Source organism: Polaribacter sp. Q13, from assembly GCF_016858305.2.
Classification (GTDB): Bacteria; Bacteroidota; Bacteroidia; order Flavobacteriales; family Flavobacteriaceae; genus Polaribacter.
Map to the genome: position 1 here is coordinate 1910014 of NZ_CP074436.1, position 26318 is coordinate 1936331.

The 26318-nt window shown below is 29.8% G+C and carries 20 protein-coding genes; 13 read left to right on the plus strand and 7 right to left on the minus strand.

Features of this window, described 5'->3' with window-relative positions; translation table 11 throughout:
* Positions 1-55: 55 nt before the first annotated feature.
* Positions 56-1480 carry an L-serine ammonia-lyase gene (locus JOP69_RS08025; protein WP_203393947.1) on the minus strand — a complete coding sequence of 475 codons (1425 nt, stop codon included), beginning with the start codon at positions 1478-1480 and terminating at the stop codon, positions 56-58.
* Between the two features lie 84 nt (positions 1481-1564).
* Entirely contained in the window at positions 1565-1903 is a 339-nt protein-coding gene (locus JOP69_RS08030; protein ID WP_203393946.1) for a DUF2853 family protein, read from the minus strand.
* A 262-nt stretch (positions 1904-2165) separates the two neighbouring features.
* On the opposite strand from JOP69_RS08030, the gene dnaK reads away from it, so the two are divergent.
* From dnaK to JOP69_RS08090, 12 genes are all read left to right on the plus strand, one after another.
* The gene (gene dnaK, locus JOP69_RS08035) at positions 2166-4067 is read left to right on the plus strand and encodes a molecular chaperone DnaK (protein WP_203393945.1); all 1902 of its coding nucleotides are present in this window, start codon (positions 2166-2168) and stop codon (positions 4065-4067) included.
* 421 nt (positions 4068-4488) lie between these two features.
* Positions 4489-4902, plus strand: coding sequence for a cadherin repeat domain-containing protein (locus tag JOP69_RS08040; RefSeq protein WP_203393944.1), 414 nt, complete (start codon positions 4489-4491; stop codon positions 4900-4902).
* Positions 4903-5070: 168 nt separating this feature from the next.
* On the plus strand, positions 5071-6312 hold the full coding sequence (locus JOP69_RS08045; RefSeq protein ID WP_203393943.1) for a sensor histidine kinase: 1242 nt from the start codon (positions 5071-5073) through the stop codon (positions 6310-6312).
* A gap of 230 nt (positions 6313-6542) precedes the next feature.
* Entirely contained in the window at positions 6543-7646 is a 1104-nt protein-coding gene (locus JOP69_RS08050; RefSeq protein ID WP_203393942.1) for a sensor histidine kinase, read from the plus strand.
* Between the two features lie 2 nt (positions 7647-7648).
* Positions 7649-8389, plus strand: coding sequence for a LytTR family DNA-binding domain-containing protein (locus tag JOP69_RS08055; protein WP_203393941.1), 741 nt, complete (start codon positions 7649-7651; stop codon positions 8387-8389).
* A gap of 109 nt (positions 8390-8498) precedes the next feature.
* A complete protein-coding gene (locus tag JOP69_RS08060) occupies positions 8499-10928 on the plus strand; it encodes a LamG-like jellyroll fold domain-containing protein (protein WP_203393940.1) in 2430 nt (809 codons plus the stop codon).
* A 199-nt stretch (positions 10929-11127) separates the two neighbouring features.
* A complete protein-coding gene (locus tag JOP69_RS08065; RefSeq protein WP_203393939.1) occupies positions 11128-11655 on the plus strand; it encodes a hypothetical protein in 528 nt (175 codons plus the stop codon).
* 32 nt (positions 11656-11687) lie between these two features.
* Positions 11688-13106, plus strand: a complete 1419-nt coding sequence (locus JOP69_RS08070) for an MBOAT family protein (RefSeq protein ID WP_203393938.1) — start codon at positions 11688-11690, stop codon at positions 13104-13106.
* The gene (locus JOP69_RS08075; RefSeq protein ID WP_203393937.1) at positions 13106-14035 is read left to right on the plus strand and encodes a hypothetical protein; all 930 of its coding nucleotides are present in this window, start codon (positions 13106-13108) and stop codon (positions 14033-14035) included. The genes JOP69_RS08070 and JOP69_RS08075 overlap by 1 nt, the downstream gene beginning before the upstream one ends.
* Before the next feature lie 29 nt (positions 14036-14064).
* Positions 14065-15360, plus strand: coding sequence for an NAD(P)/FAD-dependent oxidoreductase (locus JOP69_RS08080; protein WP_203393936.1), 1296 nt, complete (start codon positions 14065-14067; stop codon positions 15358-15360).
* Positions 15361-15669: a hypothetical protein gene (locus JOP69_RS08085; RefSeq protein ID WP_203393935.1), complete on the plus strand. Its 309-nt coding sequence runs from the start codon at positions 15361-15363 to the stop codon at positions 15667-15669.
* Between the two features lies 1 nt (position 15670).
* A complete protein-coding gene (locus JOP69_RS08090; protein WP_203393934.1) occupies positions 15671-16024 on the plus strand; it encodes a hypothetical protein in 354 nt (117 codons plus the stop codon).
* A 131-nt stretch (positions 16025-16155) separates the two neighbouring features.
* Here JOP69_RS08090 and JOP69_RS08095 read toward each other — a convergent pair whose 3' ends face one another.
* Both JOP69_RS08095 and JOP69_RS08100 read right to left on the minus strand, forming a co-directional pair.
* Entirely contained in the window at positions 16156-17901 is a 1746-nt protein-coding gene (locus JOP69_RS08095) for a cytochrome-c peroxidase (protein WP_252191211.1), read from the minus strand.
* 151 nt (positions 17902-18052) lie between these two features.
* On the minus strand, positions 18053-19579 hold the full coding sequence (locus tag JOP69_RS08100; protein ID WP_203393932.1) for a hypothetical protein: 1527 nt from the start codon (positions 19577-19579) through the stop codon (positions 18053-18055).
* 452 nt (positions 19580-20031) lie between these two features.
* On the opposite strand from JOP69_RS08100, the gene JOP69_RS08105 reads away from it, so the two are divergent.
* Positions 20032-22188, plus strand: coding sequence for a TonB-dependent receptor (locus JOP69_RS08105; RefSeq protein WP_203393931.1), 2157 nt, complete (start codon positions 20032-20034; stop codon positions 22186-22188).
* Positions 22189-22199: 11 nt separating this feature from the next.
* On the opposite strand, the gene JOP69_RS08110 is transcribed toward JOP69_RS08105, so the two are convergent.
* From JOP69_RS08110 to JOP69_RS08120, 3 genes are read right to left on the minus strand one after another with little or no spacing between them, the layout of a single operon-like run.
* A complete protein-coding gene (locus JOP69_RS08110) occupies positions 22200-24749 on the minus strand; it encodes a carboxypeptidase-like regulatory domain-containing protein (protein WP_203393930.1) in 2550 nt (849 codons plus the stop codon).
* Positions 24750-24754: 5 nt separating this feature from the next.
* Complete coding sequence (locus JOP69_RS08115; RefSeq protein WP_203393929.1) at positions 24755-25687, minus strand: FecR family protein; 933 nt, start codon at positions 25685-25687, stop codon at positions 24755-24757.
* Position 25688: 1 nt separating this feature from the next.
* Entirely contained in the window at positions 25689-26198 is a 510-nt protein-coding gene (locus JOP69_RS08120; protein ID WP_203393928.1) for an RNA polymerase sigma factor, read from the minus strand.
* Positions 26199-26318 lie beyond the last annotated feature (120 nt).

Below are 26318 nucleotides of genomic sequence, written 5' to 3' on the forward strand. Positions count from 1 at the left end.
AGTCTTCAGTTAGCAGTCACAAACTGACTGCTAACTGAAGACTGCCGACTGATTTCTAACAATCTACAATTCTCACCGTAACTGCCAAACCACCTTCTGAGGTTTCTTTGTAGTTTTTATTCATGTCTTTAGCAGTTTCCCACATCGTGTCAATTACACTATCTAAATGTACCAAAGCTTCTTTGGGGTCTGTTTCTAACGCAATTTCTGCGGCATGAATTGCTTTTATTGCGCCCATAGAATTCCTTTCTATACATGGTACTTGCACCAAACCACCAATAGGATCGCAGGTTAAACCTAAATGATGTTCCATAGCAATTTCTGCGGCCGACAAACATTGTGCTGCTGTACCCCCCAACAATTCTGTTAAAGCTGCTGCTGCCATTGCAGAAGACACTCCTATTTCTGCCTGACAACCTCCCATTGCTGCAGATATTGTAGCATTCTTCTTAAAAATACTGCCAATCTCACCAGCGGTTAATAAGAATTTTTTAACCTGACTAAAATCTGCTTCGTGATTTTCTATCACCATATAATACATTAAAACAGCAGGAATTACACCTGCACTTCCGTTTGTGGGTGCTGTAACCACTCTACCCAAAGCCGCATTTACTTCATTTACAGACAGCGCAAAACAACTTACCCATTTTAATATTTCTCTAAATTTTACTTCTGTACTTCTAATGGCAGTAATCCACTCTTTTGGATTTGTATAACTAGTATCTTTTATTAATTTTTGATGTGTATCAAAAGCACGCCTTTTTACATTTAAGCCTCCCGGAAGCCTTCCTTCTGTATGGCAGCCAATGTACATGCTCTCTAACATGGTATCCCAAATTCTATGCAATTCTTTATCTATATGTTCTGCGGAATTAAGTTCTAATTCATTTAAATGAACAACTTCAGAAATTGATAGATGATCTTTCTCACAATATTCCTCTAACTGAATGGCTCTATTAATTGGATAAGGAAAATTCTTTTTATTGATTTCTATTTCTTCTTCTAGGTGATCATTTTCTTGCACAATAAACCCACCTCCTATAGAATAATAGGTTTCTGTAGAAATCTCATCTCCATTACAAAAGCCACTAAACGTAATTCCGTTTGCATGAAAAGGAAGAAATTCTTTATTAAATACAATAGATTTTTTATAAAAAGGAATTCGTTTACCTCCTTTAAATAAAATTTCTTCTTCTTCATTTATTCTATCAACAATAATAAAAACATCTTCTATAGGTATATATTCTGGGTCAGCTTCACTTAAACCTAATAGTATTGCTAAATCTGTGGCATGCCCTTTTCCTGTAAGAGAAAGAGATCCGTATAAATCAACCTGAATAGCATCCATTAAAGAAAACTTATTATTTTCTTTTAAATGGCGAATCCACTGTTCGGCAGCACGCCAAGGTCCAAGCGTGTGAGAACTAGAAGGTCCAACACCTATTTTAAGCATATCAAAAACACTAATAAATTGCGACATTCGTAAGGTTTAATTAAGAATAGTTGTAAAAATAAAAAATCCAACTCAATGAGTTGGATTTTTTTATTGAAAATATAATTTATATTAGTTGTATATAGACTCTTTACCAAATTCAACAGCTAACATATAATAAACTACTGCTCTATATTTACTTCTTTCAGATTTACCGATTGCTTCCACAACTTTATTAATTGCTTCATCCAATTTAGGACCATCTGCTAAACCTAACTTTTTAATTAAAAAATTATTTTTAACCGTTAACAATTCTTTTGCATCTGAACCAGATACAGTTTCAGCATCTCTTTTATAAATAGAAGGGCCTAATCCTTTTGTTACCGCTTTTAATAAGTCTGCATTATACTTTAGACCTTTATCGTCCATAAACTTAGAATACTGTGCTACTTTTTCGTCAAATTTACTCATGATTTTTTTTAGAATTTTAGATTTATAACTTATAGATTTACTTTGTATCAAATAGAACTACCCAAATATAAGGAATTAAAAACTATATTCAAATAATCTTCCTATTCAATATATTAGATACATTTTATGTCATAATGTCACATCAATTTAAAATATTTTTTTAAAATAACTGACATTTACTAGTCAAAAAGCGGTTGGCACACCATTTGCCTAATAGAAAACGTAAAATTGAATTTAAAATATTAATATAAAATAAATTATTATGAGTAAAATAATTGGAATTGATTTAGGTACAACAAACTCTTGTGTTTCTGTAATGGAAGGAAATGAGCCAGTTGTAATTCCTAACGCAGAAGGAAAAAGAACTACACCATCTATTGTTGCCTTTGTAGAAGGAGGAGAACGTAAAATTGGTGACCCAGCTAAAAGACAAGCTGTAACAAACCCAACAAAAACAGTTTATTCTATTAAACGTTTTATGGGTAATAAATTTTCTGAATCTTCTAAAGAAGCAGGAAGAGTACCTTATAAAGTAGTAAGAGGAGATAATGATACACCTAGAGTAGATATTGATGGTCGTTTATATACACCACAAGAAATTTCTGCAATGGTGTTACAAAAAATGAAAAAAACTGCTGAAGACTATTTAGGAACTGAGGTTACTGAAGCAGTTATTACAGTACCAGCATATTTTAACGATGCACAAAGACAAGCTACAAAAGAAGCTGGTGAAATTGCAGGTTTAGCTGTAAAAAGAATTATAAACGAGCCTACTGCTGCTGCATTAGCTTACGGATTAGACAAATCTCATGACGATAAGAAAATTGTTGTTTTTGATTTTGGTGGTGGAACGCATGATGTTTCTATCTTAGAATTAGGAGATGGTGTTTTTGAAGTATTAGCTACAGATGGAGATACGCATTTAGGTGGTGATGATGTTGATGAAAAAATCATTAACTGGTTAGCTGAAGAGTTTAACTCTGATGAAGGAATTGATTTACGTAAAGATCCAATGTCTTTACAACGTTTAAAAGAAGCTGCTGAAAAAGCGAAGATTGAATTATCTTCTTCTGCTTCTACAGAAATTAACTTACCATATGTTACTGCTACCGCTAGCGGACCAAAACACTTAGTAAGAACTTTAACAAGATCTAAATTTGAGCAATTAATTCACGATTTAATCAAAAGAACAATTGAGCCTTGTCAAACTGCATTAAAAAATGCTGATTTAACAATTGCTGATATTGATGAAGTAGTTTTAGTTGGTGGTTCTACAAGAATACCTGCTGTACAAGAAGCTGTTGAAAAATTCTTTGGTAAAGCGCCAAGTAAAGGTGTAAACCCTGATGAAGTTGTTGCTTTAGGAGCTGCAATTCAAGGTGGTGTTTTATCTGGAGATGTAAAAGATGTATTGTTATTAGACGTTACTCCTTTATCTTTAGGTATTGAAACTATGGGGAATGTTTTCACTAAATTAATTGATGCAAACACAACAATTCCTACTAAGAAATCTCAAGTATTTTCTACAGCTGTAGACAATCAGCCTTCTGTTGAAATTCACGTTTTACAAGGTGAAAGAGCAATGGCTGCAGATAATAACACAATTGGTCGTTTCCATTTAGATGGTTTACCACCAGCACAAAGAGGTGTACCTCAAGTAGAAGTTACTTTTGATATTGATGCCAATGGTATTATTAAAGTTTCTGCTTTAGACAAAGGAACAAACAAATCTCATGAAATTAGAATTGAAGCTTCTTCTGGATTATCTGAAGATGATATCAAAAAAATGAGAGAAGATGCAGAAGCAAATGCGGATGCTGATAAAAAAGCTAAAGAAACTGCAGAAAAAATTAACGAAGCAGATTCTATGATTTTTCAAACAGAAAAGCAATTAACTGAATTTGGTGATAAATTATCTGCGGATAAAAAAGCACCAATCGAAGCTGCTTTAGTTGAATTAAAAGCTGCTCATGAATCTAAAGATTTAGCACCAATCGAAGCTGCTTTGGCAACTATTAACGAAGCTTGGAAAGTTGCATCTGAAGAGATGTATGCTGCACAAGGTGGTGCTGAAGGAGCTAATGCTGGTGCACAACAAGGTCAACCAGAAGCAGATACTCAGGGAGACAATGTTGAAGATGTAGATTTCGAAGAAGTTAAGTAAGTGAAATAGAATTTTGATAAATCAAAATTCGTTATTGAACTTATCCCGATGAAAGAGGGATCTTCATAAAGAAATCCCCGATTATTCATTGGGATCTCATAAAAGTTATCTAAACTTAATTTGAGATTTTTATAAAAAGAAAAACATTTTTTCTTAAAATAACTAAAACGCAATCATTAATTTGATTGCGTTTTTTTTTAATCAACAACCTCACCCCACGAATACGAATTATGCTTCTGCGATAAATATTTCTCATTTCAAAGCAAGCCTCTGAGAACAAAACCCTTGGCTATTGCCCCGTGATTAAAAAAACACTATTTACAAAACATAAATATTAATTCGGAAACTAAAACAAGTCATTCGGAAATAATTATGTAAAATAACAATAAAACTTTTCTTTTTTTGAGTAAAATAAATAACTATGAAAAATTTAATTAAAGTAATGCTTTTATTTGTAATGTGTGTAACCATTATAAATTGTACTGAAGATGACTCGCCAATTGCAACTGTAATTACTACTGCAGATTTAACTACTAATGCAGATGAAAACATTTCACAAGGATCAGCTCTTGGCACAGTTACAGGGAGTTCTAGCACAGATAAAGCAGTAACTTTTAGTATTACAACGCAATCACCAAGTGGTGCATTAGCTATTAACGCAACATCAGGGGTTTTAACAGTTTCAGATGCTAGTGCATTTGACTATGAAACAAATACTCAAATTACAGCAACCGTAAAAGTAGCAGAAGATACTGTAAGTGAAAACGCAACTGTAACCATAAATATAAATAATCTTGAAGAAGGTAAAAAAGGAGATCTTATAATAGCAAAATAAGTAAATAGAAGAAAAAGTGAATTTTAAGTTAAGTTAAAAACGTAATCATTCATGTGGTTGCGTTTTTTTAGTTAGAAATACTTCAACTTAAAATTTTTAAGAATCAATTTAAACCTAAATTTACAATTCAACTATATTTTAAATTTAAAAATATCTAGAATTTACTTCATGGAAAAAATAAAATCGCTCTACAATAAAATAATGAATATTGGTGTATATGAAGATACCGTGAAAGAATATAAAAAAATCCGCTTGTTAAATGCTTTTAGCTTAACCTGGGCAGGTTCTATTCTATTGTTTATGATGTTCGACCCTTTTTTCAGTCAAAATCTTTTCCAAAGTTTAAAAGTACACGGTTTTTCTTTTCTATGCATTATTATTGTTTATACACTTCAGAAATTTAAAAAATACACATTAGCTAGAGTTGTTTATATTTCCGCATTAATTTCAGTTACTTTTATTTTTTCAAATTTTATAGAACCTTTAAGATTAATGGAGAATTTTTACTTTGTTTTCCCTTTAATTGCGCTTGTTTTTATTGATACCAGATGGATCACTATAACTATTATGATTGTTTGTTGGTTGCTTTATTATGTGCCTTTTAAGTTAGAAACAAATAAGTACCCAGAAGGTATGATGAATCCTGTTTTAATTCTAACAGTTTTTACAGGAACTTATATTATCTTAAACTACTCCAAAGTTTTAAATAAAAAAAGTGAGCAAAAACTGTTAAAAAGTAATCAAAAATTAGAGTTAGCTTATATAGAGTTAGAAGAACGTAAAAAAAGTGAATTTGCACACCTACAATTAAAATCGTTACGAGCTCAAATGAATCCACATTTTATGTTTAATGCCATGAACTCTATACAAAGTTTAGTTTTAAAAGGAGATAAACATGAGGCCTATAGTTACCTTACAAAATTTGCATCACTTATTAGAGAAAATTTAAATATGAGTGAAAAAAGTTTTATTGAATTTGATGAAGAATTATCACTCTTAAAAAAATATTTAGAGTTAGAAAAACTTCGATTTCGTGAGGATTTTGAATATAAAATTATAAACGAACATGAAATAAATGACATTAAAATACCTTCTATGATTATTCAACCTTTTATAGAAAATGCTATAAAACACGGTTTATTACATAAAATAGAAGGACTTAAAAAAATAAAAATAGAGTTCTATTTAGATACTGTTCTTAAATGCATTATTACAGATAATGGTGTAGGAATAGAAGCTTCAGAAAAAATTAATCAAGAAAACCTTACAAAAGAAGTTTCATTTTCTACAAAAGCAATTAAAGACAGATTGCTATTATTAAAAGACTATTATAAATCTGATATTGGTTTTGAATATGAAGAAATCTTAGAAGGCACAAAAGTAATTTTAAAAATACCTTATAACACTTAATAATTAACTAAAAACTTATAATCATAACAAAATGCCAGAAGATTCTATTATTAATTTAAAAGATTAAAGTTCAACTAGAACTATATTAAAAAAAAAGTCCAATAAATTGCAACTATAAAATGAACAAAAAATTAGAAAGCATTTTTACTATTGGTTTTAATAAGATTAATTCTGAGAAAGAAAATAAGAGAATAAAACTCTTAAATATTTTTTGCTTTACATGGTGCATTATGATACCAGTAATTACTTTTTTTGACATTCTTTTTAATCGAGAATTAAAAGACAGTTTAATTATGCATGGAATTTCTTATGTTATCATAGGTTTTATCTACCTATTTCAACAGAAAAGATATTACATAATTGCAAGAGTTCTTTTTATATCTGCAATCATAGGAATTACTTATGTTTTTACAAATTACACTACACCACATAGTCTAATTGAAAACTTCTATTTCATTTATCCTTTGATAGCACTTATTTTAATTGAAGAAAAATGGATAAACATTAGCATACTTATTCTCTGTTTTTTCCTCTATTTTGTTCCTAATTTATATTTTGAACACTACCCAGTAGAAACAATTTTACCTGTATTAATCTTTTGTGTATTTTCAGGTGCTTTTGTTATTTTAAATTACTCTAAAGTAATGAATATAAAAAGTGAAGAAAAACTAGAGGCAGCATATAAAGAATTAGAAAAACGTAAAAAAAGTGAATTTGCTCACTTACAATTAAAATATTTAAGAGCCCAGATGAATCCACACTTTATGTTTAATACCATGAATTCAATACAAAGTTTGGTTTTAAAAGGAAATAAACTAGAAGCTTACAATTACCTTAACAAGTTTGCCTCATTAATTAGGGAAAATTTAAACATGAGTGAAAAAAGTTTTGTTCAGTTTGATGAAGAATTATCATTGTTAAAAAAATATTTAGAACTAGAAAAGTTACGTTTTCAAGAAGATTTTGAATTCGATATTATTGGAGAAAATGAAATTAATAATATTAAAATACCATCAATGCTAATTCAACCATTTATAGAAAATGCCATAAAACATGGTTTGTTGCATAAAATGACAGGCATAAAAAAAATTAAAATAGAATTCTCCATAAATAACGTTCTTAAATGTATTATAACAGATAATGGAGTTGGTATAAAAGCCTCCCAGAAAATTAAAACAGAAAATCTTACCAAAGAACCTTCCTTTTCTACCAAAGCAGTAAAAGATCAATTAGAAATACTAAAAGACTATTATAAAACTGATATAGGTTTTTATTATGAAGAAGTTTTAGAGGGCACCAAAGTAGTCTTAAAAATACCTTATATCACAGAATAAATATGGATACAATAAATGCAATTATTATTGATGACGAAATAAATGCGAGAGAAAACTTACGTTATTTATTGAACGAATTTTGTAAAAATATAACCGTTATTTCTGAAGCTAAAAATGTAGATGAAGCAGTTCTAAAAATTAAAAAACACAAACCTCAACTTATTTTTTTAGACATAGAAATGCCTCAAAAAAATGGCTTTCAACTTTTAAATTCGTTTACAGAAATAGACTTTCAAATAATATTTGTTACTGCCTATGATAAATACGCTGTAAAAGCTTTTGAAGTGGCTGCTTTAGATTACTTATTAAAACCAATAGAAATAGAAAAACTAGTAAAATCTATCAAAAGAGCAACTACATCAATAGTAAATAAAACGAATAATAACAGAATAACTCTTTTAAAAGAAAATAAAAAAACGGTTAAAAAAATTGCCATCCCTTATAAAAGTGATTATGTAATTTTAAACATTACAGACCTTTTATACATAGAAGCAGATAGAATGTATTCTATTATACATACCAAAGGTGATAAAAAATATCTTGCTTCAAAAAAATTAAGTTATTATGAAAACTTACTTTGTGATGAAAATATTTTTATAAGAGTACACAGGTCTTGGATTATAAACTCTAATAAAATAGTATCCTACTCTAAAAAAGATAAAATGATAACGTTAGATAGTCATTTTAAAATTCCTGTAAGTAAAAGCTACAAAGAAACCTTCGAGAAAATGTTTTCTAGTTAAATTTTAGAAACCTTTCGGAAACTAAAGGTATCCATTCGGAATGAATTTTTACCTAATGATATTTAAATAGCATTTTTTTGCTTCATAACTATATAAAAAAACACATATTATGAAGAAAAAAATACTTATACTCTCACTTTTAATTAGTGGTTTTATGCACGCGCAAGTGCCAACAGATGAAATTTTACATTATTCTTTTACAGGTGGAAGCTTAACAAATATTGTATCCCCAGGTACTGGAGATTTAGTTCAATCGGGAAATGCAGCTACATATAATCAACTAGACCATTATGGAGTATCTTATCATAACACTCTTAAATTAAATGGAGATCAATTTACAGGTGGTACCGTAAATTCTTCAAATTCTGCATTAACGGTAAGTTTATGGCTAAAACCAACGTCAATAAATACAAATTGGGAACGAATTTTTCAAATATATGGTGCTTCTTCTAGAGGATTTAGGCTAGAGCAAAAAGGCGGAAACGTATTTGGTTGGTCTGGCTATGCAAGCAATTATGTTGGAGGTAATAATGGTAGAAGTGCTACTTTAACAAACTTGTATGATGGCAATTGGCATCATATTGTTATTAAGTTATTTAGAAACGGTGGTAATTATAACACTTATTTTGAAGTGTATATTGATGGGGTTAAAAACGGGAATTTATCTAACAAATTAGTTGGTACAGGACACAATCTTATTACTAATGGAACTTTTATTATTTCACCTTCTTCCGTTGCTAATTATAAAAAAGAAATAGACGATATTAAGGTGTATAGTAGAGCTTTATCTCCATCAGAAATTACAGCACTATACAACTTATGTGAAAATTGTTACACTTTAACAACAAACACAACTGGCAATGGTACAGTAACTGCAACTCCTTCATCAAACAGCACGTATGTTTCCGGTACAGTTGTAACATTAACTGCAACCCCAGATGCAGGTTCCGTTTTTAGTGAGTGGTCGGAAGATGTTTCTGGCAATACTGCTACAACAACAATTACAATTAATAAAAACACATCTGTAACTGCTGTATTTAAAAAGTTACCAACTTTTGTAGATGCCAATGCAACAGGAAATAATGATGGTACATCTTGGGCAAATGCTTATACAAATTTACAAACAGCAATAAACAATACTGCTGTGACAGAAGATATTTGGGTAGCAAGAGGTACCTATAAACCTACTATTGCAACAATACCAAGGAAATCAACATTCTCAATGAATAAGAGGCAAAAAATTTATGGTGGTTTTCAAGGAAATGAGACTCTTTTAATAGATAGAAATATGAGTTTATTATATACTACAAACGCTACAATCTTATCGGGTGATTTAAATGGAAATGATAATACTTCTCTTGTAGAAACAGAAGCATCCAGACAAGAGAATGCTTACCATGTGGTAACTATAAAAGGTAACGTTACTACCGGTGGAGAATTAAATGGTTTTTTAATAACAGGCGGTAACTCTAATGGTAGTTTATATAATAGCTGTAACACTGGCTCTTCTAGTCAATACGATAATAGAACAGGTAGTGCTATTTACGCGAACCCAGATAATGAAAATCGCCAAGTAAATATGAAGTTTCTCAATTGTACCATTGAAAAAAATACAGGTATCTATTATGCCGTTATGGGTAGATTTAATCCTTGCGGTAGCCAGACTACGGAATCTCATATAGATTTTGAAAGTTGTATTATAAAAGATAATTATTCTGCTTTATCTGCTAATATTGGTTATACAGGTAGCCAGCAGTATAACATTAAAAGTTATGGTAAAATAGTTAATTCATTAATAACAGGCAATAGCACTAGTGCAACGAATAAATCATCTGTATTATTAATAAGTAGTGGGGGGAGTTCCGGAACAACTCCTTCTGTAGAAGTTAGTGTTATAAATACAACAATTACAAAAAATAACTCTCCAAACAATAATGCAATAACCATAAATTTAAATCCAGCAAGTAGTTTTCCTATATATTTTTACAATTCTATTATATATAACAACGGAGGTACTACATCTATAAGTATTGGAGGAACTGGCAACAACGGAAATCAAGCAACTTTTACAAATAATATAGTACAAGGAGGTCATTATAGCTCAACAAATTTAGACCCAATGTTTGTAGATCCAGCAAATAAGGTTTTTACCTTACAATCAGGTTCTCCGGCAATAGACACCGGAGTTAATAGTAAAATATCTACAAATATTATTGGCGATTTATTAAATAACCAACGTATTTTTAACACTACAATAGATATGGGTGCTTATGAATTTGGATCACCAACTTTAGGTGACATAACTCCTACTTTAAATAAATTTGATTTTATTATCTATCCAAATCCAACAAATGGTATTATAAATATTAAAAGTGATACACATATTAAAACTATTGAAATTTATGATCTACAAGGAAAAAAAGTAAAAACTTATGTTGACAAAAAAGTAAATATTAGTAACCTAAATTCTGGAATTTATTTTCTAAAAATAACTACAGAAACCAATCTAATTGAAATTAAAAAAATTATTAAAAGATAAAAAAACCTGAGAAAGATAATTGTTTTTAATTAATTAAAAACGCAATCATTAATTTGATTGCGTTTTTTTGTTTTAAAAATGACAAATAGGAATACTCACTGGCTATGATAATTCAGATTCCTTTGCTAAATTTGCAACAACAAAGAGACACTTCAGGTTTTTAAAATCTGAAAGGTTTGCATTCATAAAAATAGACCTTTTGAAAACCTACAATAAAACCAACTTCTTTAAACATACTTTTTGTGAATTTATACAAATAGATAACTTTGAATTTCCTGAAAACACAAACTATAAAAGTAAATCTGAAAGTATGTATTATTATACTAAAGACGGTGTTTATAGAAAATCGAATCATTGGGGCCGTGTAGCTAATTGTAGATGGAAATTACAAGCAAACGAAGATTATAAAAACCAACAAATAGTCATTGGTTTTGCTAAATGGACTGACTTCTACCCTATCAATTCAACAGAAAAAATATTTTATATTGATGTCTGTTTTGAAGAAAAAACAGCGATAATTCAACCTAAAAAAGAAGGTAGCAAAAATTATTTATTTACTTTTTCTGAAGCACAAAATAGAATAAAACAAATAATTCAATTATTTAAAGATGATAAATGGGTTAATTATTTTGATGAAGATTTAGAAACTATTCGCTTTAAAGTAATCTCAGAATTCATCAATACAAACAAAACTTTACAACAAATAAAACGAGAGCAAAAACAATAAAATGTATTTTTGCAAGAAAGTTATTTTCTATTATGTTATTTAATTCTTTTGAATTCTTGCTATTTTTACCAACCGTATTTATATTGTATTGGTTTGTATTTAAAAAGTTACGTATTCAAAATATTTTATTACTAATTGCTAGCTATATTTTTTATGGTTGGTGGGATTGGCGGTTTTTATTTTTAATTATACTAAGTACTCTAGTTGATTACGCAATTGGAATTCAATTAGAAAAAACAGATCATCAACAAAAAAGGAAACTGCTTTTATGGTGTAGTTTAATTTTTAACTTAGGCTTGTTAGTCTTTTTTAAATACTTCAATTTTTTTATTGATAACTGGGTAAACGCATGGTCTAGTATTGGTATTACAATGCATAAAAGTTCTTTAAATATTATATTACCTGTCGGAATTTCTTTTTATACTTTTCAAACTTTAAGTTATTCTATAGACGTATATCGTAAAAAATTAAAACCTACAAAAAATTTTATTGCCTTTGCTAGTTTCGTGTCTTTTTTTCCTCAACTAGTTGCAGGCCCTATAGAAAGAGCTACAAATTTATTACCTCAGTTCTACAAAAAAAGAACCTTTAATTATAATTTAGCTACTTCTGGTCTAAAGCTTATTTTATGGGGGTTATTTAAAAAAATAGTTATTGCAGACAACTGTGCTATTTATGCCAATGAAATTTTTGATAATTACCAAAATCAATCTAGTATAACGCTAATATTAGGTGCTATTTATTTTGCTTTTCAAATTTATGGTGATTTTTCTGGTTATTCAGATATTGCCATTGGAACTTCTAGATTGTTTGGTTTTAAATTGATGACAAACTTTAATTACCCTTATTTTTCTAGAGATATTGCAGAGTTTTGGAGACGATGGCACATTAGTTTATCAACATGGTTTAGAGATTACTTATACATCCCTTTAGGAGGCTCTAAGGGTAATAAATGGAAACAAGTAAGAAATGTTTTTATCATTTTTTTAGTAAGTGGTTTCTGGCATGGCGCAAATTGGACTTTTATAGTTTGGGGGGCCCTTAATGCTTTATTTTTTCTACCGTTATTATTAACCAGTAAAAACAGACAAAACACGAACCTTGTTGCTGAACAACATTTTTTACCATCTCTTAAAGAATTTCTACAGATGGTAACAACGTTTATCTTAGTTACATTAGCATGGATCTTTTTTAGAGCAGAAACAGTTACTATGGCAATAGATTATATATCTAGAATATTCTTTAACACTGTTTACATAAATAATTCAATAGAAAAATTTAACTTTATAATCTTACTCTTTATTTTATTAGAGTGGTGTTCTAGAAAAACAGAAACTTTAAAAATTAAAAATAGAATTTTACGTTATGCTTTCTATTTTTTAATAGTTCAATCAATTTTATTCTATGCTGTTTCTAATAAAGTAGTAGATTTTATATATTTTCAATTTTAATGAAAAATTTTATAACTAAAACATTCCTAATATCTAGCCTAATTATAGGTGTTAATCTTATTTTTTATACATTATTAAGTCTTGGAAATTGGATTACTCCAATAGAAACAAAAAAAGCAAGTTTTTTTAATAATACAATAGAAAAACCTATATACGTTATTGCTGGTTCTAGTATGGGAAATTCTTTTGACTCTGAGCTGGTTTCAAAAAAATTAAATAGAGAAGTGTTTAATACCTCATTTACATTATCACATAAATCTAATTTTGTTTTATGTTATATAACGGACAAAGTAAAAAAAGGAGATATTGTTATTTACGGACCTGAATACGATAATTATTACGACCAAGACAATTCTATATCAACAGCACAATTAGCTTCGATTTACAATAATTCTTCTTTATTTAAATATCAAAGTTTTCAACAAAAAATAAAGTTCATATACAATATTCCTAAAATGAATACTTTACTTTCTTACAGAAAATTAAAATCCTTTTTAAAACCAAATTTATACAACGATTTAAAAAAATACAACTCAAGAGGTGATTATATTAATCAAAAAAACGAAAAAAGAACTTGGACTGCTAGTCAAGTAAGCAGATATGAAAAATATAATTACAATCATAAAATAAGCGAAGAGTTTAAAAAAAATATTTTATACGCAAAAAAAGAAGTCGAAAAGAAAGGAGCTTATTTCTTTATTACGTTCCCTCCTATTGCAGCATCTGAATATGACGATAGATTTTATACTGATATTATAAAATTTTATAAAAAAACAGATTTAAAACTAATCGGAACCCCTAAAACATTTGTTATTAATGACAGTTTAATATTAAACCATCCTTACCATACAACTTATAGCGGAACAAAAAAAAGAAGTCTTATTTTTACAGAAAAATTGAAACCAATTATATTACAATTAAAAAATTAGAATCCTTTTAACCATTATTATAAAACAAAATGAACATACCACAAACTAGTTTTCCAAGAGTTGTAATTATTGGTGGCGGATTTGCAGGTTTAGCTGCAGCCAGAGGATTAGAAGAACAAGAACTGCAAGTTGTTTTAATTGACAAACACAATTACCATACGTTTCAACCTTTATTGTATCAAGTAGCAACGGGTGGTTTAGAACCCGATTCTATTGCTTTTCCGTTAAGAAAACGTTTTAATGATGTAGAAAATTTCTATTTTAGATTAGCTGAAGTTGAGAAAATCAATCCAGAAAATAATACCATCGAAACTTCTATTGGAAGCTTAGAGTATGATGAATTAATTATAGCTACGGGCTCTACAACCAACTTTTTTGGAAATACAAACATCCAAAAACACACGATGGAAATGAAGTCCATTCCGCAGTCTTTAAATATTAGAAGTCTAATTTTAGAAAACTTTGAAGAAGCCCTATTAACATCTAACATTGAAGAAAGAAATGCTTTAATGAATTTTGTAATTGTTGGTGGAGGACCAACAGGTGTAGAATTAGCTGGTGCTTTGGCAGAAATGAAAAAAGGAATTTTGCCTAAAGATTATCCAGATTTAGACATTCGTCAAATGCAGATTAACTTAATACAAAGTTCTGAATGTATTTTAAAAGGAATGAGTGCAAAAGCTTCTGAAAAAGCAGAAGATTTTCTAATAAAACTAGGCGTTCATGTTTGGAAAAATTTACGTGTTTTAGATTATGACGGAAAAACAGTAACCACAAATGGTGAAGATCATTTTAAAGCCGAAACTGTTATCTGGGCAGCGGGTGTAAAAGGACAAATGATTGATGGTTTAAACGCAGAATGTGTTATAGAAAGAGCCGCAAGAATTAAAGTGAATCAATTTAGCCAAGTTCTAGAACATCCAAACGTATATGCAATTGGAGATGTTGCTTGTATGACATCAGAAAAAACTCCCTACGGACACCCTATGATGGCGCAACCCGCCATTCAACAAGGACGATTGGTTGCAAAAAATATATTGGCAAAATTATTTAACAAAGAACAAAAAGCATTTGTTTATAAAGACAAAGGCTCCATGGCAACTATTGGACGAAATAAAGCCGTTGTAGATTTACCAAAATGGAAATTTCAAGGAGTTTTTGCTTGGTTTGTTTGGATGTTTGTCCACTTATTTTCCTTAATTGGTTTTAGAAACAAAGCCATCGTTTTTCTAAATTGGGTGTATAGTTACATTCGTTTTGATAGAGAAACGCGTTTAATTATTAGACCTTATAAGAATAAAAATAGCTTTAGTTTCAGAAAATAGATGGCTGAAAAAAGAATTATAAAATGTCCGAACTGTGGGGTTTTCAATACCAATAAAGAGTATTGTTCTAATTGTAACACGCTTATCTCTCATCAAAAGAAAAGAGAGCTCAAAGCAAGTGCTGTAAAACAGAAAGAAGTAGATAAAGCTATTCATGAAAGAGAGAATCCTAATCTTGCAGAAAGATTAAAAAAGCATCCTAATGTTTTTTACCGTATTGTGGGTTGGGCTTTATATTCTGCAATTACAATTGTAAGTTTAATTGGTGCTGGTTTGGCTTGGTTTATTGCAATGGTGGCCGCCGGTTAACATGAAAAAAACACTCTTTTATTATTTTATCATTTCTCTATTAATAGGAATTACGGTCTATTTTCTTCAATACTTTTCAGTTCCTTTACCTAGAGTTATTCGTTTTTATGTGAACGATTTTTTAATCATTCCGATTGTTTTATACAGTAGTTTACAGGTTTTAAAATGGTCTAAAAAAGATAAAAGCTACACGTTGAGTTTACCAATCATTCTTTACGTTTGTTTTATGTATAGCCTTTTATTCGAGTTTATTTTCCCTAAATATTTAGCAAGATATACCAAAGATATTGTAGATGTTATTCTTTATTTCGCAAGCGGATTTGTATTCTATTATCTTCAAAAAGATAAAGACTGATAAAATTTCGAAATAAAACATTCGCATTTAACACAAGTGCTATTGCAAAAAAAATCTTCTTTAGAAGGTTCATTCGATCAATCAAAAAATCAGTCTAAAGAAGATATAAAGAAATAAAACACACTTAATTACTACTTAGACTCTTCATAGTTTTCATCAAGTGTTTCCGTTAACGTTTTCATAAAAGCAACGATAGCATCTTGTTCATCAGTCGTTAAATTCAATTCATCAAAAGGCAAGGTTTGGTGCTCCAAATCAAAACCTAATCCACCTCCACCACCAAGGTTATAAAAAGCTACTACTTCCTCTAAAGTATTGTAAACACCATTGTGCATGTAGGGAGCAGTTAATGCTACATTTCTAATAGAAGGTGTTTTAAACATCCCTTTATGCAGTTCCTCTTTATAGCTCCAATAAAATCCTAAATCGTCATCTAATTTTTTATTTTCCGCAGTTTCAGGTACCCCAATAACTTCTTTTTCAGTCTCCGTAAAAAATGGCGGTACTGTACCATTTGTTAACGGCATAAAATGGCAAGTAGCACACAAAGCTTTTCCCATAAATAAATTGTATCCAAGTTTTTCTTCATCAGAAAAATTGTTTTCTTCTCCTCTCATATTTTTATCAAATTTAGAATTGAAACCATTTAAAGTGGAAACATAAGATGAAATTGCTTTTATAACATCTGTATTATTAGATGACACTTTACCAAAAGCATCTTTAAAAAGAGGCGTGTATGTCGAATCTTTTAAAATAGCATTAGAAAACTTATGAACATTAGAGTTAAACTCTTTATCGTTTGTAAAAACAGCTGAAATTTGATCTATTAATGTATTTGACCTTCCATCTAAAAAGAAACTTTGTTGAAAAGCGGTATTTATAAGTGTTGGTGTATTTCGTTGTAAAGGATTCCCTTGATTATCTGAATTAAAATCGACATTATCTGCATAACCTTTGTCTTGTAAATGACAGCTAACACAAGCCATTTTTCCATTTTCAGAAAGTTTAGGATCTGAAAATAATTTTCTCCCTAAAGCTATTTGTTGATCGGTTGGATTTTGGTTGATCGCTGGCGTAAAATAATTTAGATTAAAGCTATTATCTTCAAAAAAGGTAGGCGCATCAAAATTAAAAGGCGTGGTATTTATGGGATTCCAAAGTGAACTCGCTTTTCTTATTTCAACCCAATTTCTAGTAATCGAGTTCATGTAATCTCTAGTAAATGTAAAACGGTCAAAGGTATCAAAGTCTTCATTTTTTTTAATAAACGAAATAGCGCTTTCAATATTACTGTTAAAAGCAGCGTCTAACTCCTTATTTTTTTCTTTTACAACACCCTGTATTGTTTGCTCATAAACGGTTTGCAAACTTTCTAAAGAAATAATCGTTTCTTTAATTCCTAAATGACTTACGGGTGTATCGAATCCTGAAATAGCCAAACTAACAATTCTTAAAAGCTGCTGATGTGTTGCAATAAAAAAACGTTGCGGATTTAAAGTTCGTTTTAGAATCCCTTTTTTAAGATTAGAAAGCATGCCTTTTTGCACATACAATTCTTGATTAAAATCTGCTTCTGAGGTTTCATTATCAAAAATACTTTCTTCAATTTTTTGATACCCTACTGGTTTTATTATTTTACCCGTATCTTCTTTATAAATTGGTAAGGCAGGTCCGTTAGCTTTGTGACCAACTTCCGGGTTTAAATAAGATGCATAAGGTTCTGCTTTTTTAAATGCAGCTCTAGATAAAGCAAAATACTTTTTTGATTTTTCGCCATGCATCCCTGCAACTTCTAAGCTATCTATATACAGCAAAGCAGTATCCAAACTTTGGGCGTAATACTGTTGGGCAGATGTCCAATCCACGATAGGAATCATTTCTTTTTTATCCTGATTACAGGATATCAAAAGAATACCAGTTAATAAAAAAAATAACGATTTAAAATATTTAAACATGTTGAAAGTTCTAAAAATAAAAGAATCTTCATTGTAAAAATGAAGATTCTTAATATTAAAAATATGGTTTGTATTATCTAGCTAATCCTTTCAATAAAACAATTTGTCCACCTTGGTTATGTGGTAAACTGCTTGAAACGAAATCATCGCTTTCCCAATAATGCGGTTGTAGATTTAATATAAAAGTATCTGGCACTCCAACTTTATCAGAAATATCTGTTAATGCACCAAATTCACCAGAAAAACCAGTTGAACCTGTTGGATCTAAGTTATTTTCAATTTTTAAAGCTAAAACAACTTTAGTATTGTTACCATTTAAATCACTTTGATAAATTTGAGCAGCATGATTTCTAGAAAAAGAGTTTGGATCTTCTTGCGTATAAATAAAGTTTTCTGTTACACAAATATTATCTGGACTTTGTAATTCTGAAACATTACCATCTTTATTATTAGTATCTGTATTTCCACTAATAATTTGCGTTAACTTACCTTCTAATGGGTTGGTTGCATCTAATTCCATTTTATAAACAGTACCCCAATCATTATAAGTTCCTCTCCCAGGTCCTCTACCAGTTACAGCAAAAAAGACCTCTCTTGCATCTGCATCGCTACCTTTTCTGTAATCTACATCTTCTACACGCATAAACTGAGAAGCAAATACATTTGTACAAGCTGTTTCCATTTCGTTTTTAGTTAAACTAGCTCCATCAACAATTTCAACAAATTCTATATCATACGATTTAGAAAACTCTAAACTTCCTTCGTTGTAAACAGTATTAGCTGTAACATCCATTGTTCCACCAGCACCATCAGACACTTGCTTAAATCTTAAAACATATATTTTTCCGTTTTCTAAATCGGCATCACCGTTTTCAGAAACATACATAACAACCTGTCCTTCAGAGCCACTAGAATCATCATCACCACCAACAATTACTGTTTTACCAGCATATGCTCCTTGTGGCAAAGGCACTGCATTTTCCCAAGAGAATTCTCCTAAAGCATCTAAACCAAAATCTGCCGTAGGTGTAGGTGTTTCAACCCAAGGGTCGATACCTTTTACATCGTAAGAAAGACTCTCTGAAGCCGATAAAAAGATGTCTTTATCACCACCGTGAATTGCCGCTTCCCACATGGTTCCAGAACATTGTCTAGCATAATCTGACACACCATTATTTAATAACCAATCTCCTTTAATAGGATTCAGGTCTTTATCAAAACGAATTCTAGAAACAGCATGATCATCTTCTGCATTCACAACATAGATATACTCATCTCCATCTTTTAAAAATCCTGCACCGTCTTGTGCACCTACTAAACGGAAACCGTTAGAAAGTACATCTGTAGAACTTATTAAAGAGAAAGCTTCTACTGAACTAAAGTCTGACTTTATTGTTACTAAAGGAGCTAAAGAAGATTTGTTAGAAAACATTTCTGGAGAAGGTGTAAAATCTTCACCATCTGCACCGTCAGATCCATTAATGCCATCAACACCGTCAATACCATCCACACCATCTTCAGGATTACAACTCGTAAAAACTGCACTTACAGAAGTTACTACAAAAAGAAATAAAAATAATTTAAAGTACTTGTTCATCATTTAATTTATAAAGGTTAATTAATCGGTTACAAAAGTATCCTTAGAAGCCTTTGCAAATATTAACTAAGCATTACTGTTCCCTTAATCTTGAGTAACTTTAGTGTTAAAAACGTTAATTAAATATTAACGAGTACATGAAATTGAAGCTATAACATTAAGTAAACATGAAGAAAAGAAGAACGCTAATCCTTTCATTTCAAAGACAACCTAAGATGGACTGTTCATTTTCAACAAACTAAAACAGCATAGATATGAAGAACTTAAAAGGCTTTCTAAAATTCATTAAAAAAAGATAATCATCACATTTAAAAAGCGTTTATTAAGAAAATTAAAGACAGTTGGCCATATTTTATAAAAACTTTACAATTCATCATTTAAAAATTACAACTCGGTATTTGTTTTTATTTTCAACATGAATAAGTTCACATCTTTGTATCATCAAAACAACCAAGATGAAACAAATACTACTTTTATTATTAATCAGCTGTCAATTTTCAATCATTGCACAAACCACCATCTCCGGAAAAGTAACGGACTCTAAAAACAATCCTATCAATGGAGCGAATGTATATTTAGACGGAACGTATGATGGAACTTCGACCAACGATAAGGGAGAATTCTCTTTCAAAACTGATGAGAAAGGAACACAAACCTTAATCATCTCTTTTATCTCTTTTGAACCCTTTATAAAAACTACGGATGTTTCATCACTCAAAAATTTAAAAATTAAATTAAGAGATGATGTAAATTCTTTAGACGCAGTTGTTATCAATGCAGGTACATTTGAAGCAGGAGAAAAAGCCAAAGTCACCGTTCTTAAACCATTAGACATTGTTACCACAGCAAGTGCTTTGGGCGACGTTATGGGCGCTTTGCAAACACTTCCTGGAACTTCTACCGTAGATGAAGATGGACGGTTATTTGTGCGTGGTGGTGAAGCAGAAGAAACTCAGATTTTTGTGGATGGAATTCGTGTTTTTACACCTTATACTCCAAGAGCAAATAACATTCCAACTCGTGGACGCTTTTCTCCTTTCTTATTTAAAGGAATTTCTTTTTCTACTGGTGGTTATTCTGCAGAATACGGACAAGCATTATCGAGCGTTTTACAGTTAAATACTATTGATGAACCTGTGGAAGAAAAAACAGATTTGTCCTTTATGACGTTAGGTTTAGGTGTTGGAAATACTCAAGTTTGGGGGAACAATTCATTTAGTGTAAATACTTCTTACATCAATTTAGCACCTTATCAAGAAGCTTTTCCTGATAGAAATACTTGGAAGAAACCTGTACAATCTTTAAGTGGAGAAATGGTGTATAGACATAAATTTAAGAATGAATCTTTATTAAAATTGTACGGCGCATTTAGTTATACAGATTTTGATGTTATACAAGATGATATTAATTTCGTTGATGGATTTCGTTTCGGACTGAAAAATAGAAACCTCTACTTTAATACTTCCTACAAGAACAAATTTGGCGATAATTGGAGAATAGAAACGGGGTTTAGTTTTACAAACGATCATTCTAACCTTAAAATTATTGACGATTTAGTAACAGACAATGAAAACTCCATGCACTTTAAAGTGAAGCTTAAAAAACAGTTTTCTAAACGATTTAAAGTAAGTTTTGGATCAGAATATTTTATGACAGATTTTAAAGAAGTTTACAACGCTAATAATAGCAATGAAATAGAATATGGATTTAACAATAACATCTTTGCTTCGTTTGTAGAAACAGATATTTTCTTCTCTAAAAATTTAGCAACAAAAATAGGAGTCAGAGCAGAACATTCTGAGTTATTAAATGAATCGACAATTTCACCTAGAACCTCTATTGCCTATAAAGTGAATAAAAACGCACAATTTTCCTTGGCTTACGGTCAGTTTTATCAGAATCCGAAAAATGAATATTTAAAATTCAATCAAGATTTTAAAGCAGAAAACACCTCACATTTAATTGCCAATTATCAACATACAAAACAAGGTCAGATATTTAGAATTGAAGCCTATTTAAAAGACTATAAAGACTTGGTGAAATATGATGACAACCAACCAATATTTACAAGTAACTTTAACAATAACGGAAATGGGTATGCCAAAGGTTTCGATATTTTCTGGAGACAAGATGGTAAAATAAAAAACACCGATTATTGGGTATCTTACTCCTATCTAGATACCGAAAGAGATTATAGAAATTATCCAACAGCAGCAAGACCTAGTTTTGCTTCCGAACATAATTTATCTGTGGTAGCCAAACATTGGATAGCAGATTGGAAAAGTCAAGTTGGTTTTAGTTACAATTTTGCTTCCAGCAGAAATTATACCAACCCAAATGAAACTGGTTTTTTAAACAATCAGACTAAAAACTACAATTCTTTAAGTTTAAATTGGGCGTATTTAATAGATCAACAAAAGATTTTATATTTCTCCGTAAACAACGTTTTAGGAACTCAGAATGTATTTGGCTACAACTATAAAAACACCGCAGAACCGAATGGAAATTTTGAGCGACAAGCAATTATCCCAAATGCAGACAGCTTCTTTTTTGTAGGTTTCTTTTGGACAATTAGTGATAATACAAAAACAAATCAGTTAGATAATTTGTAAACAAAAGGTTTTTAAAAAGAAACTCTAAAAAAGAAATTTGGAGTAAAACCTTGAGATTTTGTATCGTTTTTTACTAAAACAGCATTATTATCTGGTGTTATTTTACTTTCGTACTCTCTTTTTAAAATATTACCTTGGTTATAAATATTTAATAAAGATACCCCTACTTTCCCTTTTATTTTTTTATTCAGTTTAAAATCATAAGCACTAGAAAAATCTAATCGATGGTAATCTGGTAGCCTAGCATCATTAATTCCTTTTCTAAGAATTTCAAAATTATCATTTCGTCCTTCTACAGAAGAAAAAGGAATACCAACCCTGTAACTAAAGCCTGTAGAGAAAGTAAAGCTTTTATATTTAAAATTATTCGACCAATAAAAAGACTGAGAAACATCAAAATTACCACTAAACTCTTTTCCTCCATTAAGATCACTAAAAGTAAAGTTAGAACTACCAGTATTATAACTTACCCAAGTATCAAAGTTATGCCATGTTTTTTTTATCAGTAAATCTAAACCAAGAGTAATAGCTTCTCCTGTATAAATTTCTTGAATAAAACTATCAAAACCCGTTGTTAAAGTTGTTAATCCTTTTATTTTTCGTCTATATAAATCTACATCAACTGTAAAATTATTTGCAGAATACAAAGCACCAAAAGTAAACTGATTACTCTCTAACAAAGGGATTTCTTTATTGTTAGACAAAGCCCAAAGTTGATTTTCCAATCCAAAATCTATGGTATCAAATTCTAATAATTTACTCGTATTTTGTTGTTTAACTTCAAAAGAACTATTCATCCAAAATTTAGGTAAAACTTTTATTTGCATAAAAATTCTAGGCTCTATAGTATATCTATCAATAGAACTAAAATAGTTACCACGAACACCTGCTTTTAATACATACTTTTTCTTAAAACTATACGAATACTCACTAAACAGGGTGTGAATATTATTACTATTGGTATCTAATGTTAATTTAGTTCCATAAAACTGGTTGCTATTTTCTCTTTCCAAAAAGTAAGAAATATCCTGATATCCGTATTGATATCCATATTTCATTTGTTGAAACTTACCTATTGTTTGTAAAAAATCTAGTTTCACTTCAAAATTAGCAACATCATTTCTCTTTTCTATTTTAGCATATTCTTCATCATTAGAAACTTTTTGATTATTATAGTTTAAATTGTATTGAGAGTAATTTACATTAAAATTTTGAGAAAGTTTATCTGTCCATTTTCTTTTCCAGGTTGCACTATAACCAAGGTTGTTTAATCTTAAATCATCCGATCTATCTTCTTTTAAATCTAAGTTTAAAAAATTATAATCGAAATTATTTAAAATACCTATTTGACTTATAGATAAAAAATCATTTGCTGTTGGTTTGTAATTTATTTTTAAATTGTAATCTATAAACTTAAAATTATTATCGCTAATAACATTAAAGTCTTTGGCATCTTTAGCGTCTTCTGTTACTGAAGAATGTTGAAAAGCTTTGTTAGACAATTTATCTATTGTAGGCGTTCTCACAATATCTGAAATAGACCTTCTTACAGAAACAATTGCACTTACCTTTTCATTAATCGGCACTTTAATATTTGCGTCTACATGCGTAAAATTAAAACCAGCAGAACCAGACATTTTAGTTGCAATGTCCGACGATGTTTCTACATCTACAACTCCTGCAATATGATTACCGTATTTACTATTAGAAGCTGTTCTGTACACTGTAACTTTATCGATTATATATGGATTTAATGCAGAAATTGCACCGAAGAAATGACCGGTATTAAACAATTTAATTCCATCGAAAAGTATTAAATTTTGATCTGGTGTTCCGCCACGAACATGCAAACCAGAAGCAGTTTCATCAACATTTAAAATGCCAGGTAATTGTTGTACACTTTGTAAAATATCTGGTTCTGTAAGCCCTGGAAGTACATTTTGGTTTTTGGGTCTAAATACGATAGCTCCATCGATTGTTTTAGAAATTGAATTTGTTAAATAGTTTGTAATAATTACCTCGTCTAAAGAAGTAGACTCTTCAAGCATGGGGATTAATATGCAGTCTTCAAAAAGAAAATTACTAACACTAATATATTTCGTTTTAAAACCAATAAAAGAAACTTCTAAAACAGCAGAAGTTTCTATATTTTTAAAACTAAATTTCCCTTCGTTATTTGAAAGTACACCAATATTTGTCCCTTTTATTTTTACAGAAGCTCCTCTTAGTTTCTCTGCAATGTTGTTCTCATTTTGTAATTCTCCACAAATAGTAATCTTCTTTGGAGGTAAAACAATTAGAAATCTATTTTTACTTAGTTCCTTAATATCTAAATGAATCGTTTTTTTTAATTCTACTATTATTTCTGCTAACTTCTTATGATCAAAATTAAATACAATACTTTTCCCTTTTATTAAATGATTTGCATAGGCAAACTTTATATCAAACTTTGTTTCAATAGTTGTTAATATTTTTTTTAAAGAAATCTCTTTTTGTTTATCCTCTTGAGAAAAAATATTTAAGGATAAAATTAAAAAGAAAAGTAAGGTTCGTTTTTGCAAAATTTCTATTTTAAAGTAACGATTTTTTTATCATCAGAAACGGTATAACTTATATTCATCGGTAATAAAACAGCTTCTAAAGCTTGTTCTAAATTAGTATGCACAAAGCTACCTGTATAAAGTTGGTCCTTTTTTAATTCTAAATTTATCATTTTAATATTATACTGTTTTTCTATCGATTTTAAAACAACCAACAATGGCGCACTCACAAAAGAACTTTCTTGTTTTAACCAATCTGGATTCACTTTCTTAGTACCCAGTTTTAACGGAACAGCATCTTTATATTGTGAAAACGTTTTTCCCTTAGTCAATATAATTACAACATCCTTTCTTTCTACTTTTACTTTTCCTTCAAAACATGTAACACTTAAGAAATCTTCTTCTTCAAAAACGGTAAATTGAGTCCCTAAAACACTAATAATTCCTTCGGTAGTTTTTACCTGAAACTTGCTTCCTTTTGCTACTTTAAAATAAGCCTCCCCTTCTAACTCTAGCGTTCTATCTTGTTTCCAATTCTTCTTATTATAAGATAAACTAGATTTTGCATTTAAAATAACGGTAGAATTATCTGGTAAAATAATGGTTCTTCTTTCTCCGAAACCTGTATTAACATCTGTATTAAAATTTAAAAAATAAAAAGTACTAACCAGTAATAACAAAGTTGCAGCAACACTCATTATTTTTTTTAAGGTAAAGATTTTTACTTTTTTAGGTTTATCTACAGAAACCGCTTTTTTGTTTTCTGTAATTTCACTGACTATTTTTGAGAAGACTTCTTCTTTATTAAATTTTGGTTTTTTAAACAATGCGGCTTCTTCTGTAATTCTAGCAAATAATTGATAATCTTCTGATTTTTTAAACGCACTAAGTTCTTCCTCTGTCATTTCTCCAGAAACCCATTTGGCTAATAATGTTTCAGACTTTTCTATAGCTTCCATATTAAATTCCTTTTATATACGTTCTTATTTCTTTTAAAGCTGCACTCATTCTTTTTTCTACTGTTTTTACAGAAATTTCTAATTCCTCTGCAATTTCTTTGTATTTCTTTTTATCAATTCTATTCATCAAAAATACTTCTCTTTGTTTTTCTGATAAATTACCAATAACCGTTTGTAATTTTTTTAAAAACTCTTGCTCTTCTAACACATACTCAGGCGTTTCTGCAGTAACAGCATTCGGTACTATTTTCTGATGTTCTAAAACTACTTTTTGATGTCTATAATCACTTATAAATAAATTATTAGCCACCATAAATAAATAGGCTTTTGCTTTATCAAAAAGCACCTTTTTACAGTTAGACCACATGGTTACAAAAGATTCTTGTACAAAATCTTCTGCCAAATTTTTATTGCCACATTTATAAAACATAAACCCATAAACATCATCTGCATATTTGTTATAGAGTATTTCAAAAATTTTAGAATCACAAACAGACTTCAATTCTTTCATAGTATATATTCTTATTTATAAAACGTTTCAACTTGATAAAACCCTACAAAAAATAAAAAGGAGGGTTTTTTGAAAGTAAAACGTTTAATACTAAAGTCAACAAAAGTAATTACAAATAAC